The organism is Kitasatospora sp. NPDC028961, assembly GCF_055564815.1.
Genome location: NZ_JBVHVO010000001.1, coordinates 823635 through 838771, shown reverse-complemented (window position 1 = coordinate 838771; position 15137 = coordinate 823635). Strand labels below are relative to the sequence as shown.

At 69.0% G+C, this 15137-nt stretch carries 19 protein-coding genes; 1 reads left to right on the top strand and 18 read right to left on the bottom strand.

The annotated features are described in order from the left end of the window. Positions 1 to 54 precede the first annotated feature (54 nt). Positions 55 to 1050, top strand: a complete 996-nt coding sequence (gene coaA / locus ACZ4UX_RS03835; protein ID WP_352286377.1) for a type I pantothenate kinase — start codon at positions 55 to 57, stop codon at positions 1048 to 1050. Between the two features lie 79 nt (positions 1051 to 1129). Here the strand turns inward: coaA and glmM are convergent, their stop codons facing one another. The 18 genes from glmM to rpsE all read right to left on the bottom strand — a co-directional run bounded on the left by glmM (position 1130) and on the right by rpsE (position 15109). After that, a complete protein-coding gene (glmM, locus tag ACZ4UX_RS03830) occupies positions 1130 to 2494 on the bottom strand; it encodes a phosphoglucosamine mutase (RefSeq protein ID WP_329488103.1) in 1365 nt (454 codons plus the stop codon). Positions 2495 to 2673: 179 nt separating this feature from the next. Beyond that, positions 2674 to 3177 (bottom strand): 30S ribosomal protein S9, encoded by a 504-nt coding sequence (rpsI, locus tag ACZ4UX_RS03825; protein WP_329488104.1) that lies wholly within the window; start codon positions 3175 to 3177, stop codon positions 2674 to 2676. A 46-nt stretch (positions 3178 to 3223) separates the two neighbouring features. Further along, positions 3224 to 3667 (bottom strand): 50S ribosomal protein L13, encoded by a 444-nt coding sequence (gene rplM / locus ACZ4UX_RS03820; protein WP_329488106.1) that lies wholly within the window; start codon positions 3665 to 3667, stop codon positions 3224 to 3226. Between the two features lie 286 nt (positions 3668 to 3953). Next, positions 3954 to 5627, bottom strand: coding sequence for an ABC-F family ATP-binding cassette domain-containing protein (locus tag ACZ4UX_RS03815; RefSeq protein WP_329488108.1), 1674 nt, complete (start codon positions 5625 to 5627; stop codon positions 3954 to 3956). 41 nt (positions 5628 to 5668) lie between these two features. After that, positions 5669 to 6580, bottom strand: a complete 912-nt coding sequence (gene truA / locus ACZ4UX_RS03810; RefSeq protein ID WP_465705307.1) for a tRNA pseudouridine(38-40) synthase TruA — start codon at positions 6578 to 6580, stop codon at positions 5669 to 5671. Between the two features lie 77 nt (positions 6581 to 6657). Then, positions 6658 to 7146 (bottom strand): 50S ribosomal protein L17, encoded by a 489-nt coding sequence (gene rplQ, locus ACZ4UX_RS03805; RefSeq protein WP_329488111.1) that lies wholly within the window; start codon positions 7144 to 7146, stop codon positions 6658 to 6660. A gap of 126 nt (positions 7147 to 7272) precedes the next feature. Beyond that, a complete protein-coding gene (locus ACZ4UX_RS03800) occupies positions 7273 to 8295 on the bottom strand; it encodes a DNA-directed RNA polymerase subunit alpha (RefSeq protein WP_030232516.1) in 1023 nt (340 codons plus the stop codon). A gap of 129 nt (positions 8296 to 8424) precedes the next feature. Further along, a complete protein-coding gene (rpsK, locus tag ACZ4UX_RS03795) occupies positions 8425 to 8832 on the bottom strand; it encodes a 30S ribosomal protein S11 (protein WP_030232513.1) in 408 nt (135 codons plus the stop codon). Positions 8833 to 8904: 72 nt separating this feature from the next. Further along, positions 8905 to 9285, bottom strand: a complete 381-nt coding sequence (rpsM, locus tag ACZ4UX_RS03790; protein WP_329488114.1) for a 30S ribosomal protein S13 — start codon at positions 9283 to 9285, stop codon at positions 8905 to 8907. Between the two features lie 179 nt (positions 9286 to 9464). Then, positions 9465 to 9578, bottom strand: coding sequence for a 50S ribosomal protein L36 (rpmJ, locus tag ACZ4UX_RS03785; protein ID WP_003956441.1), 114 nt, complete (start codon positions 9576 to 9578; stop codon positions 9465 to 9467). Between the two features lie 33 nt (positions 9579 to 9611). After that, on the bottom strand, positions 9612 to 9833 hold the full coding sequence (infA, locus tag ACZ4UX_RS03780) for a translation initiation factor IF-1 (RefSeq protein ID WP_003956442.1): 222 nt from the start codon (positions 9831 to 9833) through the stop codon (positions 9612 to 9614). Positions 9834 to 10029: 196 nt separating this feature from the next. Beyond that, on the bottom strand, positions 10030 to 10455 hold the full coding sequence (gene mscL / locus ACZ4UX_RS03775) for a large conductance mechanosensitive channel protein MscL (RefSeq protein ID WP_329488115.1): 426 nt from the start codon (positions 10453 to 10455) through the stop codon (positions 10030 to 10032). Positions 10456 to 10593: 138 nt separating this feature from the next. Continuing rightward, positions 10594 to 11433, bottom strand: coding sequence for a type I methionyl aminopeptidase (gene map, locus ACZ4UX_RS03770; RefSeq protein WP_329488116.1), 840 nt, complete (start codon positions 11431 to 11433; stop codon positions 10594 to 10596). Positions 11434 to 11564: 131 nt separating this feature from the next. Further along, entirely contained in the window at positions 11565 to 12218 is a 654-nt protein-coding gene (locus tag ACZ4UX_RS03765; protein WP_329488117.1) for an adenylate kinase, read from the bottom strand. After that, positions 12218 to 13528, bottom strand: a complete 1311-nt coding sequence (gene secY, locus ACZ4UX_RS03760) for a preprotein translocase subunit SecY (RefSeq protein ID WP_329488118.1) — start codon at positions 13526 to 13528, stop codon at positions 12218 to 12220. The genes ACZ4UX_RS03765 and secY overlap by 1 nt, the downstream gene beginning before the upstream one ends. A gap of 320 nt (positions 13529 to 13848) precedes the next feature. Continuing rightward, complete coding sequence (rplO, locus tag ACZ4UX_RS03755) at positions 13849 to 14301, bottom strand: 50S ribosomal protein L15 (protein ID WP_380382401.1); 453 nt, start codon at positions 14299 to 14301, stop codon at positions 13849 to 13851. Positions 14302 to 14303: 2 nt separating this feature from the next. Further along, entirely contained in the window at positions 14304 to 14486 is a 183-nt protein-coding gene (gene rpmD / locus ACZ4UX_RS03750) for a 50S ribosomal protein L30 (protein ID WP_030300409.1), read from the bottom strand. After that, on the bottom strand, positions 14486 to 15109 hold the full coding sequence (gene rpsE, locus ACZ4UX_RS03745) for a 30S ribosomal protein S5 (RefSeq protein WP_030055834.1): 624 nt from the start codon (positions 15107 to 15109) through the stop codon (positions 14486 to 14488). The genes rpmD and rpsE overlap by 1 nt, the downstream gene beginning before the upstream one ends. Between the last annotated feature and the right edge of the window lie 28 nt (positions 15110 to 15137).

The window sequence follows — 15137 nt, the reverse complement described above, 5'->3', positions numbered from 1 at the left end:
CCCCACCGTGCGTGACCGACACCACAGCCACCGTGAACGCCGCTACGGCCCACAATGGAGCATGTGCTGACCGAACTCTGTACGCGGGGCGCCGCCACGCCCGGCCCGTCGCCGTCCCCCTACGTGGACCTCAGCCGGGCCGAGTGGAGCGCGCTGCGCGAGCGTACGCCGCTGCCGCTGACCGCCGAGGAGGTGGAACGGCTGCGCGGTCTCGGTACCGCCCTCGACCTGGACGAGGTCCGTGACGTCTACCTGCCGCTGTCCCGCCTGCTGAACCTCTACATCCACGCCACCCACGACCTGCGGGGCGCGCTGGGCACCTTCCTGGACACGCCGGACACCGAACGCACCCGCACGCCGTTCATCATCGGCGTGGCCGGCTCCGTCGCGGTCGGCAAGTCCACCACCGCCCGTCTGCTCCAGGCGCTGCTGGCCCGCTGGCCCGAGCACCCCCGGGTCGAGCTGGTCACCACCGACGGGTTCCTGCTGCCCAACGCCGAGCTGCGCAGGCGCGGCCTGATGGCCCGCAAGGGCTTCCCGGAGTCCTACGACCGCCGTGCGCTGATGCGCTTCGTGGCGGACGTGAAGGCCGGCAAGGAGCTGGTCACCGCGCCGGTGTACTCGCACCTGGTGTACGACATCGTGCCCGGCGAGCGGCTGACCGTGGAGCGTCCGGACATCCTCATCGTCGAGGGCCTGAACGTGCTCCAGCCGGCCCTGCCCGGGACCGACGGCCGGACCAGGCTCGCGGTCACCGACTACTTCGACTTCTCCATCTACGTCGACGCCCGCACCGACGACATCGAGAACTGGTACCTGGACCGCTTCCGCAAGCTGCGGCAGACCGCCTTCCAGGACCCGAACTCCTACTTCCGCCGCTTCACCGAGGTGCCGGAGGAGGAGGCGATGGAGTACGGCCGCCAGGTCTGGCGCACCATCAACAAGCCGAACCTGCTGGAGAACGTGCTGCCCACCCGCGGCCGCGCGACCCTCGTCCTGCAGAAGGGCCAGGACCACAAGGTCCGCCGCGCGCTGCTGCGCAAGCTCTGACCCGGGCCGCCCCGCCAGAACGCCGCAGGGCCCCCGCCGTTCGTCACGGCGGGGGCCCTGCTCGCACGCTGAGCGGGCGTCAGCCCAGGTACGTGCGGACGGCCTCGGCCAGCCGCTCGGCGACGGCCTTGGCCTGCACCTGGTCGGCGGCCTCGACCATCACCCGGACCAGCGGCTCGGTGCCCGAGGGGCGCAGCAGCACCCGACCGGTGGAGCCCAGCTCGGCCTCGGCCTCGGCGACCGCCGCGGACAGCTCGACGCAGGAGTTCACCCGGCCCTTGTCCACGCCCTTGACGTTGATCAGCAGCTGCGGAAGCCGGGTCATCACGGCGGCCAGGTCGGCCAGCGGCTGCTTGGTGGCGGCCAGCCGGGCGCCCAGCATCAGACCGGTCAGGGTGCCGTCACCGGTGGTGGCGTGGTCCAGCAGGATGACGTGGCCGGACTGCTCGCCGCCGAGCGCGAAGCCGTGCTCCTTCATCGCCTCCAGCACGTAGCGGTCGCCAACCGCGGTCTGCACCAGCTCCACGCCCTCGCGCTCCATCGCCAGCTTGAAGCCCAGGTTGGACATCACGGTGGCGACGGCGGTGTTGCCGCGCAGGGTGCCGGCCTCCTTCATGGCGACGGCCAGGATCGCGATGATCTGGTCGCCGTCGACCTCGTTGCCCTCCGCGTCGGCGGCCAGGCAGCGGTCGGCGTCGCCGTCGAGCGCGATGCCGAGGTCGGCCCGGTACTCCTTCATCGCGGCCTGCAGCCGGTCCAGGTGGGTGGAGCCGACGCCGTCGTTGATGTTGAGACCGGTGGGCTCCGCCCCCAGGGTGTGGACGACCTCGGCGCCGGCCCGGGCGAACGCCTCGGGGGCGACGTAGGCGGCCGCGCCGTGCGCGCCGTCGATGACGACCCGGATGCCGTCCAGGCGGTTGGGCAGCACGCCGATCAGGTGGGCGACGTACTTGTCGAAGCCCTCGGTGTACTCGCGGACCCGGCCGACGGCCTCGCCGGTCGGGCGCTTCCACTCCTCGCCGCCGACGGCGTGGGCGCGGTAGTGCGCCTCGATGGCGTCCTCGATCCGGTCGTCCAGCTTGTGGCCGCCCCGGGCGAGGAACTTGATGCCGTTGTCCGGCATCGCGTTGTGGCTGGCGGAGAGCATCACGCCGAAGTCGGCGCCGAGGGCGCCGGTGAGGTAGGCCACCGCCGGGGTGGGCAGCACGCCGACCCGCAGTACGTCGACGCCCGCGCTCGCCAGGCCGGCGATGACCGCGGCCTCCAGGAACTCGCCCGAGGCGCGCGGGTCGCGGCCGACCACCGCGACCGGCCGGTGGCCGTCGAAGGCCCCCGCCTCACCGAGGACGTGCGCCGACGCGACGGACAGCCCGAGCGCGAGCTCCGCCGTCAGCCCCACGTTGGCCACACCGCGTACGCCGTCCGTACCGAAGAGTCGTCCCACTGTCCCGTCCTCCATCACCGCTGCTGGCAGGTAAACCCGGCAGTCCATTCGATCGAATCCCCGGCCTTCGCACCATGCGCGGGGAGCACGACGCCCCGGAGTACACGGGGTACTCCGGGGCGTGAGAGCGCAACCGGGGGTGTGCACCACCAGGGCGGCACACACCCCCTCGGGCGCGACTAGCGCTTGCTGTACTGCGGGGCCTTACGGGCCTTCTTGAGACCGGCCTTCTTGCGCTCGACGGCACGCGCGTCACGCATCAGGAAGCCGGCCTTCTTGAGGGCGGCGCGGTTGTTGTCCACGTCGGCCTCGTTCAGGGCGCGGGCCACGCCGAGGCGCAGCGCGTAGGCCTGACCGGAGGTGCCGCCACCCGAGATGCGGGCGACGACGTCGTAACGACCGTCCAGCTCCAGCAGCTTGAAGGGCTCGTTCACGGTCTGCTGGTGCACCTTGTTGGGGAAGTAGTTCTCCAGGGTGCGACCGTTGATCTTCCAGACGCCGGTGCCCGGGACGATGCGCACGCGGGCGATCGCCTCCTTGCGGCGGCCAAGGCCGGCGCCGGGGACGGCCTCGCCGAAGCGGCCGGCCAGCGACTCGGAGGTGTAGCTCTCCTCGGAGGTGAACTCGCCCTCGACGACGGTCTCGTCGAAGTCGACCTCAAGGGTTTCAGTGGTCTCGGCCACGGTGTTCCTCAGCTCTTTTCAGTGTTGGGGGGCTAGGTGGCCGGAGTTACTGCGCGACCTGGGTGATCTCGAACGGCACCGGCTGCTGCGCAGCGTGGGGGTGCTGGTCGCCCGAGTAGACCTTCAGCTTCGAGAGCATCTGGCGACCCAGGGTGTTCTTGGGGATCATGCCCTTGATGGCCTTCTCGACGGCCTTCTCCGGGTTGTTCGCCAGGAGGTCGTCGTAGCGGACCGAGCGGAGACCGCCCGGGAAGCCGCTGTGGCGGTACGCCAGCTTCTGGGTCTTCTTGTTACCCGACAGGTGCACCTTGTCCGCGTTGATGATGATGACGAAGTCACCGGTGTCAACGTGCGGCGCGTAGATCGCCTTGTGCTTACCCCGAAGGATGTTGGCGGCCTGGGAGGCCAGGCGGCCGAGCACGACGTCGGTCGCGTCGATGACGTGCCACTGACGCTGGACGTCGCCGGGCTTGGGGCTGTACGTACGCACGGTCGTAGCCTCTGCTTTTCAGTGAGTGAGTCCTGACAGGAGCACCCGGTCGAGGGCATCAGCCTGGCCGCCTTGGACGCAATTCAAGGGGAGCCGCTGGGTCGTCGACCTGATATCTCCGGCGTACCGACCTCTCACGTGAGATAGAGCGAGCCAATACGCACAACAAGCACCCAGGCTACCGGGCGCGCCGGGGTCGGTCAAAATCCCCCCTCGGCGGCCGGGCCGGAAAGCGGCCCGGACGGCCCCCGATCGGCGCTCCCGCACCGCCCGGGCAGGGCTCCGGTCAGCGCTCGCGCTCGACCCGGGTGACGTCCCAGACCGGGTCCGCGGACTCGTACACGCGGCCGTCCGCGCCGAAGACCAGGAAGCGGTCGAAGGTCTTGGCGAACCACCGGTCGTGCGTGACGCACAACACGGTGCCGTCGAAGGCCTCCAGGCCGGCCTGCAGCGCCTCGGCGCTCTCCAGGTCCAGGTTGTCGGTCGGCTCGTCCAGCAACAGCGCCGTCACGCCGTCCAGTTCGAGCTTGAGGATCATCAGCCGGGCCTGCTGGCCGCCGGACAGCGACTCGAACTTCTGCTCCTCCTGGCGGTCCAGCTCGTAGCGCCGCAGCGCCCCCATCGCGGCGCCGCGGCTGAGCGCGTGCTCCTCCTCGACGATCGAGCGCACCGTGCGGCCGAAGAGCTCCGGGTGGGCGTGGGTCTGCCGGAAGTGGCCCGGCACGACACGGGCGCCCAGCTTCCACTGGCCGGTGTGGGCGACCGTCCCGTCGCCGGCGAGCAGCCGCAGGAAGTGCGACTTGCCCGAGCCGTTGGAGCCCAGCACGCCGATCCGCTCGCCGTAGAAGACCTCCAGGTCGAACGGCTTCATCAGGCCGGTGAGCTCCAGCTGCTCCATGGTGAAGGCCCGGACGCCCGTCCGGCCGCCCTTGAGCCGCATGGTGATGTTCTGCTCGCGGGGCGGCTCCTCCGGGCGGCCCGCCTCCTCGAACTTCTTCAGCCTGGTCTGCGCCGCGGCGTAGCGGGTGGCCAGCGCGTGGCTGACCGAGGCGGCCTGGCGCAGGGTGACCACCAGCTTCTTGAGCTTGGCGTGCTCCTCGTCCCAGCGCCGGCCGAGTTCCTCGAAGCGGGCGAAGCGGTCCTTGCGGGCCTCGTGGAAGGAGTCGAAGCCGCCGCCGTGCACCCAGACGCTGCTGCCGGCCGCGCCCGACTCGACGCTGATGATCTTCTCGGCGGTGCGGGAGAGCAGTTCGCGGTCGTGCGAGATGTAGAGCACGGTCTTGGAGGTGGCCTTGATCGCCTCCTCCAGCCAGCGCTTGCCGGGGACGTCCAGGTAGTTGTCCGGCTCGTCCAGCAGCAGCACCTCTTCGGGGCCGCGCAGCAGGGCCTCCAGGACGAGCCGTTTCTGCTCCCCTCCGGAGAGCGTGTTCAGCCCGCGCCACTGGGCCTTGTCGAAGGGCATCCCGAGGGCCGCCGTGGTGCAGACGTCCCAGTCGGTCTCGTAGTCGTAGCCGCCGACGTCGGCCCAGTCGGAGAGCGCCTGGGCGTAGGCCATCTGCGTCTTCTCGTCGTCCTGGGCGATCATCGCCAGCTCGGCGGCGTCGACCGCGCGGGCGGCGACGGCGATCCGCTCGGGGGCCACCGAGACCAGCAGGTCGCGGACGGAGGCGTCGGCGGCCAGCGGGGCCGGGCCCTGCCGGTCCTCGTCGTCCTGCTTAGCCTCGCGCCCGGTGGTGCCGACGAACTGGCGCATCACGCCGAGGCCGCCGCTGATCGTGACCGAGCCGCCGTGCGGCTGGAGGTCGCCCGCGATCATGCGCAGCAGGGTGGTCTTGCCGGCGCCGTTGGCGCCCACCAGGGCGACCGCGGAGCCCTCGCCGACCCGGAAGGACGCGTCGTCGAACAGCACCCGCCCGTCCGGCAGGTAGTACTCAAGGTGCGAAATCTCGACGTGTCCCATGCGGACGATTCTCCCAAGCCGCGGCCCAGGACCAAAACGGATTAGCCGACCACCGGCTGTCCCGGCAGCGTCCTGATCCGGCGGGCCAGCCGGCTGCGCTCGGCGAGCTGGTCGTCGGCCGGGTAGCCGACCTCCTCCAGCGTCAGCCCGTACGGCCGGATCACGTTGACCGCGGAGTTGCGCACCCCGCCGGCCAGCACCTCGCCGGGGAACTCCACCGGCCGGTGCCCGTCGCCGACCAGCAGCATCGCGCCGACCAGGGCCCGCACCATGTTGTGGCAGAAGGCGTCGGCGCGGACGGTGGCGACCGCCAGCGAGCCCTCCTGCGAGGCGTAGGAGTCGACCGGGACGCGGTCCCAGCGCAGTTCCAGCAGCGTGCGGATGGTCGTCGCGCCCTCGCGCTTCTTGCAGTACGCGGCGAAGTCGTGCTCCCCCAGCAGCAGCGCGGCGGCCGCGTTCATCCGCTCGACGTCCAGCGGGCGGTCGTGCCAGAGCACATGGCCGCGCAGCAGCGGGTCCACCCCGCCGGGGTGGTCGGCGACGCGGTAGGCGTAGCGGCGCCAGATCGCCGAGAAGCGGGCGTCGAAGCCGGCCGGCGCCTCGCCGATCCGGTAGATCCGGACGTCCCCGGGCAGCCGCCCGGCCAGCCTGCGCAGCAGCTTCTCGCGGTGCGCGGCCCACAGCTCGGCCGGCAGGTCGACGTGGGCGACCTGGCCGCGCGCGTGCACGCCGGCGTCGGTCCGTCCGGCGACCGTCAGCGGGTACGGCTCGGTGCTGCGGGTGACGATCTGCAGCGCGCTCTCGATCTCCTCCTGCACCGTGCGGCGGCCACCGCGCTGGCGGGCCCAGCCGGAGAACTCCGCGCCCTGGTAGGCGAGGTCGAGCCGGACCCGGACGTACCCGTCGGCCGGGCCGTCCTTCACCGGCGGACGCTCGGCGCAATCGTCGATCACTGCTTCACTCCAGACAGAAGGAACGGGCCCGCTCCCCCACGGAATGGGAGAGCGGGCCCGCACTGCACCCAAAGGCGTCAGGCCTGCTCGGCCTCGGCCTCGTCGGCCTTGGTGTCCTCGACCTTGGTCTCCTCGACCTTGGCCTCGGCCTCCTTGACGGCGCGCTTGGTGGCACCCTCGGCCTCGCCGACGGCGGTCTGCGCGACGGTCAGCGCCTCGACCAGCTCGATCACGGCCATCGGGGCGTTGTCGCCACGACGGGGACCGATCTTGGTGATACGGGTGTAGCCACCCGGGCGGTTCTCGTAGCGCGGCGCGATCTCGGTGAAGAGGGTGTGCAGCACGGAGATGTCGGTGATCGTCTTGCGAACCAGACGACGGTTGTGGATGTCGCCCTTCTTCGCCTTGGTGATCAGCTTCTCCGCCAGCGGGCGCATCCGACGGGCCTTGGCCTCGGTCGTGGTGATGCGGCCGTACTGGAACAGCTCCCGGCACAGGCCGGCCAGCAGCAGCGGCTCGTGGTGGGGGCCGCCGCCGAGGCGGGCACCCTTGGTGGGACGCGGCATGGAATTACTCCTTGAATCTCCGACTGCGGCCGTACCAGGTACCGCAGCGGGCGTACGGACACGGTGCCCGTACGGCTTTCATGATGACGGGGGCGGCTCCGGGGAACCGCCCCCACCAGCAAACTCTTAGTACTGCTCGGTCTCCGCGTAACCCGCGTCGTCCAGGTCGTCGGCGCCGAAGGCGTCGGCGGCGGCGGTCGGGTCGAACCCGGGCGGGCTGTCCTTGAGGGCCAGGCCCATGCCGGCCAGCTTCGCCTTGACCTCGTCGATCGACTTCGCACCGAAGTTGCGGATGTCGAGCAGGTCGGCCTCGGAGCGGGCGACGAGCTCACCCACGGTGTGGATGCCCTCGCGCTTGAGGCAGTTGTACGACCGAACGGTGAGCTCGAGCTCCTCGATCGGCAGCGCCAGGTCGGCGGCCAGGGCGGCGTCCGTGGGGGACGGGCCCATGTCGATGCCCTCGGCGTCGATGTTCAGCTCGCGGGCGAGACCGAACAGCTCCACCAGGGTCTTGCCGGCCGAGGCCATGGCGTCACGCGGGCGCATGGCGGGCTTGGTCTCGACGTCGACGATCAGCTTGTCGAAGTCGGTCCGCTGCTCGACACGGGTCGCCTCGACCTTGTAGGTGACCTTCAGCACGGGGCTGTAGATCGAGTCGACCGGGATGCGGCCGATCTCCTGGCCGGAAGCCTTGTTCTGCACGGCGGAGACGTAGCCGCGACCGCGCTCGACGGTCAGCTCCATCTCCAGCTTGCCCTTGCCGTTCAGCGTGGCGAGGACCAGCTCGGGGTTGTGCACCTCGACACCGGCCGGCGGCGCGATGTCGGCGGCGGTGACCACACCCGGGCCCTGCTTGCGCAGGTACATCACGACCGGCTCGTCGTGCTCCGAGGAGACGACCAGCTGCTTGATGTTGAGGATGAGGTCGGTGACGTCCTCCTTGACGCCCGGCACGGTGGTGAACTCGTGCAGGACGCCGTCGACCCGGATGCTGGTGACAGCGGCACCGGGGATCGAGGAGAGGAGCGTGCGGCGAAGGGAGTTGCCGAGGGTGTAGCCGAAGCCCGGCTCCAGCGGCTCGATCACGAACCGCGAGCGGAATTCGTCGACGACCTCTTCGGTCAGCGAGGGACGCTGAGCGATCAGCATGTTTTCAGATCCTCCAGTTGTCTTCGGCACCCACTATTTGATGCCGAACAGAACCAGCGTACGGGGTCCCGGACCAACCGGGACCCCGTACGCGGTGTCAAGCGAACACCAGTGCCCGAAGGCGCTGCGTCAGACGCGGCGGCGCTTCGGCGGACGGCAGCCGTTGTGCGGGGTGGGGGTGACGTCCTGGATCGAGCCCACCTCCAGGCCGGTGGCCTGGAGCGAGCGGATCGCGGTCTCACGGCCGGAGCCCGGACCCTTGACGAAGACGTCGACCTTGCGCATGCCGTGCTCCTGCGCGCGACGGGCAGCGGCCTCGGCGGCCATCTGCGCGGCGAACGGGGTGGACTTGCGCGAGCCCTTGAAGCCGACGTGGCCGGCGGAGGCCCAGGAGATCACGTTGCCCGCGGGGTCGGTGATCGAAACGATGGTGTTGTTGAACGTGCTCTTGATGTGCGCGTGGCCGTGAGCGACGTTCTTCTTTTCCTTGCGGCGGATCTTCTTCGCGCCGGCAGCCTGACGACCCTTGGGGGGCATAAGTCTGTTCTCCTACTGAGGTGGTCGGTCCGCTGACCCGCGGGCCGGAGGGATGTCCGGTGACGGGACGGACTACTTCTTGCCCGGCTTCTTCTTGCCGGCGATCGCGCGACGCGGGCCCTTGCGGGTACGCGCGTTGGTGTGGGTGCGCTGACCGCGGACCGGCAGGCCGCGGCGGTGACGCAGACCCTCGTAGCAGCCGATCTCGACCTTGCGGCGGATGTCGGCGGCCACCTCACGGCGGAGGTCACCCTCGACCGTGTAGTTGGCGTCGATGTACTGACCCAGCTTGACGAGGTCTTCCTCGGAGATGTCGCGAACGCGGACATCCGGGCTGACACCGGTCTCGGCCAGGGTCTGCTGGGCGCGGGTACGACCGATGCCGTACACGTAGGTAAGGGCGATCTCGATCCGCTTCTCACGGGGGAGATCAACGCCGGCGAGGCGTGCCATTCAAGGCTCCTGTGTTTCTTCAGAGGTCTTGCGTGCTACCTACTCCGACACCTCACGGTGTGGGAGCCCCGGCCTCTGACCGGGGGTGGCAGTCCGCCCTGCGAAGGGCGGATCGGGTAGCCCGCTTATGACGTTTTCGCGTCGCGCGAAGTACTACGAGAAATGCTGGGGAGAACTGATCAGCCCTGGCGCTGCTTGTGGCGCAGGTTGTCGCAGATCACCATGACCCGGCCGTGACGGCGGATCACCTTGCACTTGTCGCAGATCTTCTTGACGCTCGGCTTGACCTTCATGCTTCAGGTTCTCCGGGTCTAGATCTGACGTTCTTACTTGTAGCGGTAGACGATCCGGCCACGCGTGAGGTCGTAGGGGCTGAGCTCCACCACGACCCGGTCGTCCGGCAGGATGCGGATGTAGTGCATGCGCATCTTGCCGCTGATGTGCGCGAGGACCTTGTGACCGTTCTGCAGCTCGACCTTGAACATCGCGTTCGGAAGAGACTCGATCACGGTGCCCTCGATCTCAATGGCGCCTTGCTTCTTAGCCATGAACTGCGAGATCCACCTTCCGGGACCGGCTACCGTATGCGGCACGCTCGTGCGAACCTGGGTCCACCCCGTCCCCCGAGAGGGAAGAGGGCGTGCTGGAGCACGCTACGAGTGAGCCGACGGTCCATCCTACGCCAGTGGGCCCGATGGGCCAAAACGAGGCCGCCGGACGCGGCGGGCGCCGCCCGTCCGGCCGTCACAGGCCGGGGCTGACCACCAGCGGCTCGACGTGGGCGGTGCAGGCGCTGCAGCGGCGCGCGGCCTGCGGTATCTCGGTCAGGCACTCGGGGCAGGGGCGCTTCGGGGACTTCGGCTTCTTCGGCAGGTAGCGGGCGGTGGCCTTGGTCACCGGCAGCACGACGCAGAAGTACAGCACCGCGGCGGTCATGAGGAACGCGATCAGCACGTTGAGGAACTGCCCCCACGGGAAGATGACCCCGCCCAGGTTGGCCTTGTAGGAGCTGAAGTCGCCGGCGGCACCGACCACCACGCCGACCAGCGGGGTGAGGAAGGCAGACACGAAGCCGGTCACCACGCCGGTGAAGGCCGCACCGATGACGACACCGACGGCCATGTCGACCACGTTGCCGCGCATCATGAAGTCGCGGAATCCCTTGAGCACTGCACTCTCCTGCTTGATCGAAGCCGCTGAAGCCAGTGAAGCCACTGCCAGCCGATAAAAATAGGACAAAAGCCCTGGAGGTCCAAACCCCCAGGGCTCTGATCCGTTGTCGGACGCGGTAGTTGACCGCCTCCGCGACTACCCGAGGGGGTCCGGAGCTGCGGTGATGCCCAGCTTCGCGAGTTCGGCGCGGCCGCCGTCGAAGGCCGTCAGGACCAGCGGGCCCTGCTCGGTCACAGCCACCGAGTGCTCCCAGTGCGAGGCCCAGGTGCCGTCGGTGGTCACGACGGTCCAGTCGTCCTCCAGCACGGTGGTGTGCGGGGTGCCCAGCGAGACCATCGGCTCGATCGCCAGCACGGTGCCGGGGATCAGCTTGGGGCCCTTGCCGCGCCCCCGCTCGACGTAGTTCAGCACGTGCGGCTCCATGTGCATCGCGGTGCCGATGCCGTGGCCGCCGTAGCCCTCGGTGATGCCCCACTTGCCCTTCGGCGGGAGCGGCTGGCGCCGGATGAAGCCCTCGATCGCCTTGGAGACGTCCGCCAGGCGGTTGCCCTTCTTCATCTGGGCGATGCCGGCCCACATCGAGCCCTCGGTGACCCGGCTGAGCATCTCCACCTCGGGGCGGACCTCGCCGACCGCCACGGTGATCGCCGCGTCGCCGTGCCAGCCGTCCACGATGGCGCCGCAGTCGATCGAGATGACGTCGCCCTCCTGGAGCACCCGGTCGCCGGGGATGCCGTGCACGACCTCGTTGTTCACCGAGGCGCAGATCACCCCGGGGAACCAGAGCCCGCCGTGGTCGGCGCGGAAGTTCGAGGTGGCGCCGTGGTCGGTGATGACCTTGTCCGCGATGTCGTTGAGCTCCTGGGTGGTCACCCCCGGAGCGACCGCCTCCCGGCAGGCCTTGAGCGCCTCGGCGACGACCAGCCCGGCCACTCGCATCTTCGCGATCTGCTCGGGGGTCTTGATCTCCACCATCTGGTCACGCCTTCCTAGGGTTCCCGCCCGGTCCTTGCCGGACGGCCGTGCACTCGTTCCACCGTACGACGCCGTACGGCCGCGCTGCCCCGGCGAGGGGCGGCGCGGCCGTACGGCGTCGCTCGGTAATGTCAGTTGTCCTGCTTCAGCGCCTCGATCGCGCGCTGGGTCACCTCGTCCACCTTGCCGAGCGCGGGGATCGTCGCCACCAGGCCCTGCTGGGCGTAGTAGTCGATGATCGGCTCGGTCTCGGTGTGGTAGACCTCCAGCCGCGTCCGCACCTTCTCCTCGGTGTCGTCCGAGCGCTGGTACAGCTCGCCGCCGCACTCGTCGCAGACGCCCTCGGCCTTCGGCGGGTTGTAGTCCACGTGGAACACGTGGCCCCCGTCGTTGCGGCACAGGCGACGGCCGGCGATCCGGCGGACGACCTCGTCCTCGGGAACCTCCAGGTCCAGCACGCCGTCCAGCGCGATGCCCTGCTCGGCCAGGAACTCGTCCAGCGCCTTGGCCTGGCCAAGGTTGCGCGGGAAGCCGTCGAGCAGGAAGCCGTTGCCGGCGTCGGGCTGGAGCATGCGGTCCTTGGCCATCCCGATGGTGACCTCATCCGGTACCAGGCGACCCGCGTCCATGAAGCTCTTGGCCTCGAGCCCCAGCGGGGTGCCCTGACCGATGTTGGCGCGGAACAGGTCGCCGGTGGAGATGTGGGGAATGGACAGGGTCTTGGCGAGCAGGTGCGCCTGAGTACCCTTCCCGGCCCCGGGAGGTCCGACGAGGACGATACGCATCAGCGGAGGAACCCTTCGTAATTGCGCTGCTGGAGCTGGCTCTCGATCTGCTTCACAGTTTCGAGTCCGACGCCGACGACGATGAGAACGCTGGTGCCGCCGAACGGGAAGTTGGTCTGCTGCCCGAAGGCCACCAGGGCGATCATCGGGATCAACGCGATCAGGCCCAGGTAGAGCGAACCCGGCCACGTGATGCGGGTGAGCACGTAGTTCAGGTACTCGGCCGTCGGCCGGCCGGCCCGGATGCCCGGGATGAACCCACCATACTTCTTCATATTGTCGGCAACTTCTTCGGGGTTGAAGGAGATGGCGACGTAGAAGAAGGCGAAGAAGACGATCAGCAGGAAGTAGGTGGCCATGTAGACCGGGTGGTCACCCTTGACGAAGTTGGTCCTGATCCACGTCGCCCAGCCGGCCTGGCTGCTGGTCAGCTGGACCACCAGGGCGGGGATGTACAGCAGCGACGAGGCGAAGATGACCGGGATGACACCGGCCTGGTTCACCTTGAGGGGGATGTAGGTCGAGGTGCCGCCGAAGGCGCGGCGCCCGATCATCCGCTTCGCGTACTGCACCGGGATCCGGCGCTGCGCCTGCTCCACGAAGATGACCAGCATCACAACGATGACGCCGACCGCGACCACGGAGAGGAACTCGACCCAGCCGCCGCCGATGGTGCCGGAGGTCTTGATCGCCCACATCGAGCCCGGGAAGCCCGAGGCGATCGAGGTGAAGATGAGGATCGACATGCCGTTGCCGATGCCGCGGTCGGTGATCAGCTCACCCAGCCACATGATGAACGTGGTGCCGGCGGTCATCGTGATCACCATGACGGCGATCCGGAACACCGACTGGTCCGGCACGATCTGGTTGGCGTAGACGCAACCCGAGAACAGCGCGCCGCTGGAGGCCGTCGCCACGATGCCGGTGCCCTGGAGCACGGCGAGCGCGATGGTCAGGTAGCGCGTGTACTGGGTGATCTTCGCGGTACCGGCCTGCCCCTCCTTCTTCAGCGCCTCGAGCCGCGGGATCACGACGGTGAGGAGCTGGAGGATGATGCTGGCCGTGATGTACGGCATGATGCCGAGCGCGAAGATCGTGAGCTGGAGGAGCGCGCCACCACTGAACAGGTTGACGAGCCCGAACAATCCGCTGCTCTTGGTGTCCTTCACACATTCGTTGACAGCTTGGAAGCTGACCCCGGGTACCGGGACGTGGGAGCCCAGCCGGAACAGCACCATGATGCCCAGCGTGAACAGCAGCTTCTTGCGCAGGTCGGGCGTCTGGAACGCCCGCGCGAACGCACTGAGCACGGTGCCTCCTGCGCCTCCCGCGCGTCGTCGGCGGGAGGGTCGGTCCTGAATGGGGAGTTTGCGGTTCGGGCCCCCGTACAGACGGCACAGGCGAGCCTACGCGCAGCCTACAAGGGAACTCCACGGACTCTAACAGTGCGCGGCCGCTCGAAAGAAGCGCGTACGGCCCCTCCCCCACTCACGGGGTACGGGATGCCCGGGTTTGCCACACAAAAGAACGAGGCCCGTACCCACTTGAGTGCGGCTACGGACCACCGGGACAACGCACGAGCCCCGCACCTCCGTGAAGGAGGTGCGGGGCTCGTGGGGAGTCAGCGGGCTCAGACGAGCTCGGTGACGGTACCGCCGGCGGCGGTGATCTTCTCGGCGGCGGAGCCGGAGACGGCGTCGACCGTCACCTGCAGCGCGACCGAGATCTCGCCGGTGCCGAGCACCTTGACGAGGGAGTTCTTGCGAACCGCGCCCTTGGCGATCAGGTCCTCGACAGTGACCTCGCCACCCTGCGGGTAGAGCTCGGCCAGCTTGTCGAGGTTGACAACCTGGAACGTGATCTTGAACGGGTTCTTGAAGCCCTTCAGCTTCGGCAGGCGCATGTGGAGCGGCATCTGGCCACCCTCGAAGCGCTGCGGAACCTGGTAGCGGGCCTTGGTGCCCTTGGTACCACGACCGGCGGTCTTACCCTTGGAGCCCTCACCACGACCGACACGGGTCTTGGCGGTCTTGGCACCCGGGGCGGGACGCAGGTTGTGAACCTTGATCGGCGAGTCGCCCATAATCAGTCCACCTCCTCGACCGTGACGAGGTGACGCACGGTCTGGGCCATCCCGCGGATCTCGGGACGGTCCTCCTTGACGACCACATCGTGCATGCGCTTCAGACCCAGCGAGCGCAGCGTCTCGCGGTGGTTCTGCTTGCTGCCGATGTAGGACTTGGTCTGCGTGATCTTCAGGCGAGCCATCAGGCACTCACCCCTGCAGCACGAGCCCGCAGCAGAGCGGCGGGAGCCACGTCCTCCAGCGGCAGGCCACGACGGGCGGCGATCTCCTCGGGGCGCACGAGGCCCTTCAGAGCGGCCACCGTGGCGTGCACGATGTTGATCGCGTTGTCGGAGCCGAGCGACTTCGACAGGATGTCGTGGATACCGGCGCACTCGAGCACGGCACGCACCGGGCCACCGGCGATAACACCGGTACCGGGGGCAGCCGGCTTCAGGAGCACGACGCCGGCAGCCTTCTCGCCCTGGATCGGGTGAGGGATGGTGCCCTGGATACGGGGGACCTTGAAGAAGTTCTTCTTGGCCTCCTCAACACCCTTGGCGATGGCGGCCGGAACCTCCTTCGCCTTCCCGTAACCGACACCTACGGTGCCGTCACCGTCGCCCACCACGACCAGCGCGGTGAAGCTGAAACGACGACCACCCTTGACAACCTTGGCGACACGGTTGATCGCAACGACGCGCTCGACGTAAGCGGTCTTCTCGACGGCGGGGGCATTGCCCCGGTCGTCACGCTTACGGTCACGCCGCTCGCCACCGCCGGTGCCGCCGCCGGCGCCGCTACCGCGGCGCTGGGGTCCAGCCATTGGAATTACCTCTCTCGATTACGTCCGT

Coding starts and splice junctions, on each gene's coding strand:
- ACZ4UX_RS03815 (WP_329488108.1), bottom strand. CDS start 5,627: ATGGGACACGTCGAGATTTCGCACCTTGAGTACTACCTGCCGGACGGG.
- rpmJ (WP_003956441.1), bottom strand. CDS start 9,578: ATGAAGGTCAAGCCGAGCGTCAAGAAGATCTGCGACAAGTGCAAGGTG.
- rplO (WP_380382401.1), bottom strand. CDS start 14,301: ATGGGCGACTCGCCGATCAAGGTTCACAACCTGCGTCCCGCCCCGGGT.
- rpmD (WP_030300409.1), bottom strand. CDS start 14,486: ATGGCTCGCCTGAAGATCACGCAGACCAAGTCCTACATCGGCAGCAAG.
- coaA (WP_352286377.1), top strand. CDS start 55: ATGGAGCATGTGCTGACCGAACTCTGTACGCGGGGCGCCGCCACGCCC.
- map (WP_329488116.1), bottom strand. CDS start 11,433: ATGGTGGAGATCAAGACCCCCGAGCAGATCGCGAAGATGCGAGTGGCC.
- rpsM (WP_329488114.1), bottom strand. CDS start 9,285: ATGGCACGCCTCGCCGGCGTTGATCTCCCCCGTGAGAAGCGGATCGAG.
- rpsK (WP_030232513.1), bottom strand. CDS start 8,832: ATGCCCCCCAAGGGTCGTCAGGCTGCCGGCGCGAAGAAGATCCGCCGC.
- ACZ4UX_RS03800 (WP_030232516.1), bottom strand. CDS start 8,295: ATGCTGATCGCTCAGCGTCCCTCGCTGACCGAAGAGGTCGTCGACGAA.
- rpsE (WP_030055834.1), bottom strand. CDS start 15,109: ATGGCTGGACCCCAGCGCCGCGGTAGCGGCGCCGGCGGCGGCACCGGC.
- rplQ (WP_329488111.1), bottom strand. CDS start 7,146: ATGCCGCGTCCCACCAAGGGTGCCCGCCTCGGCGGCGGCCCCCACCAC.
- infA (WP_003956442.1), bottom strand. CDS start 9,833: ATGGCTAAGAAGCAAGGCGCCATTGAGATCGAGGGCACCGTGATCGAG.
- ACZ4UX_RS03765 (WP_329488117.1), bottom strand. CDS start 12,218: ATGCGTATCGTCCTCGTCGGACCTCCCGGGGCCGGGAAGGGTACTCAG.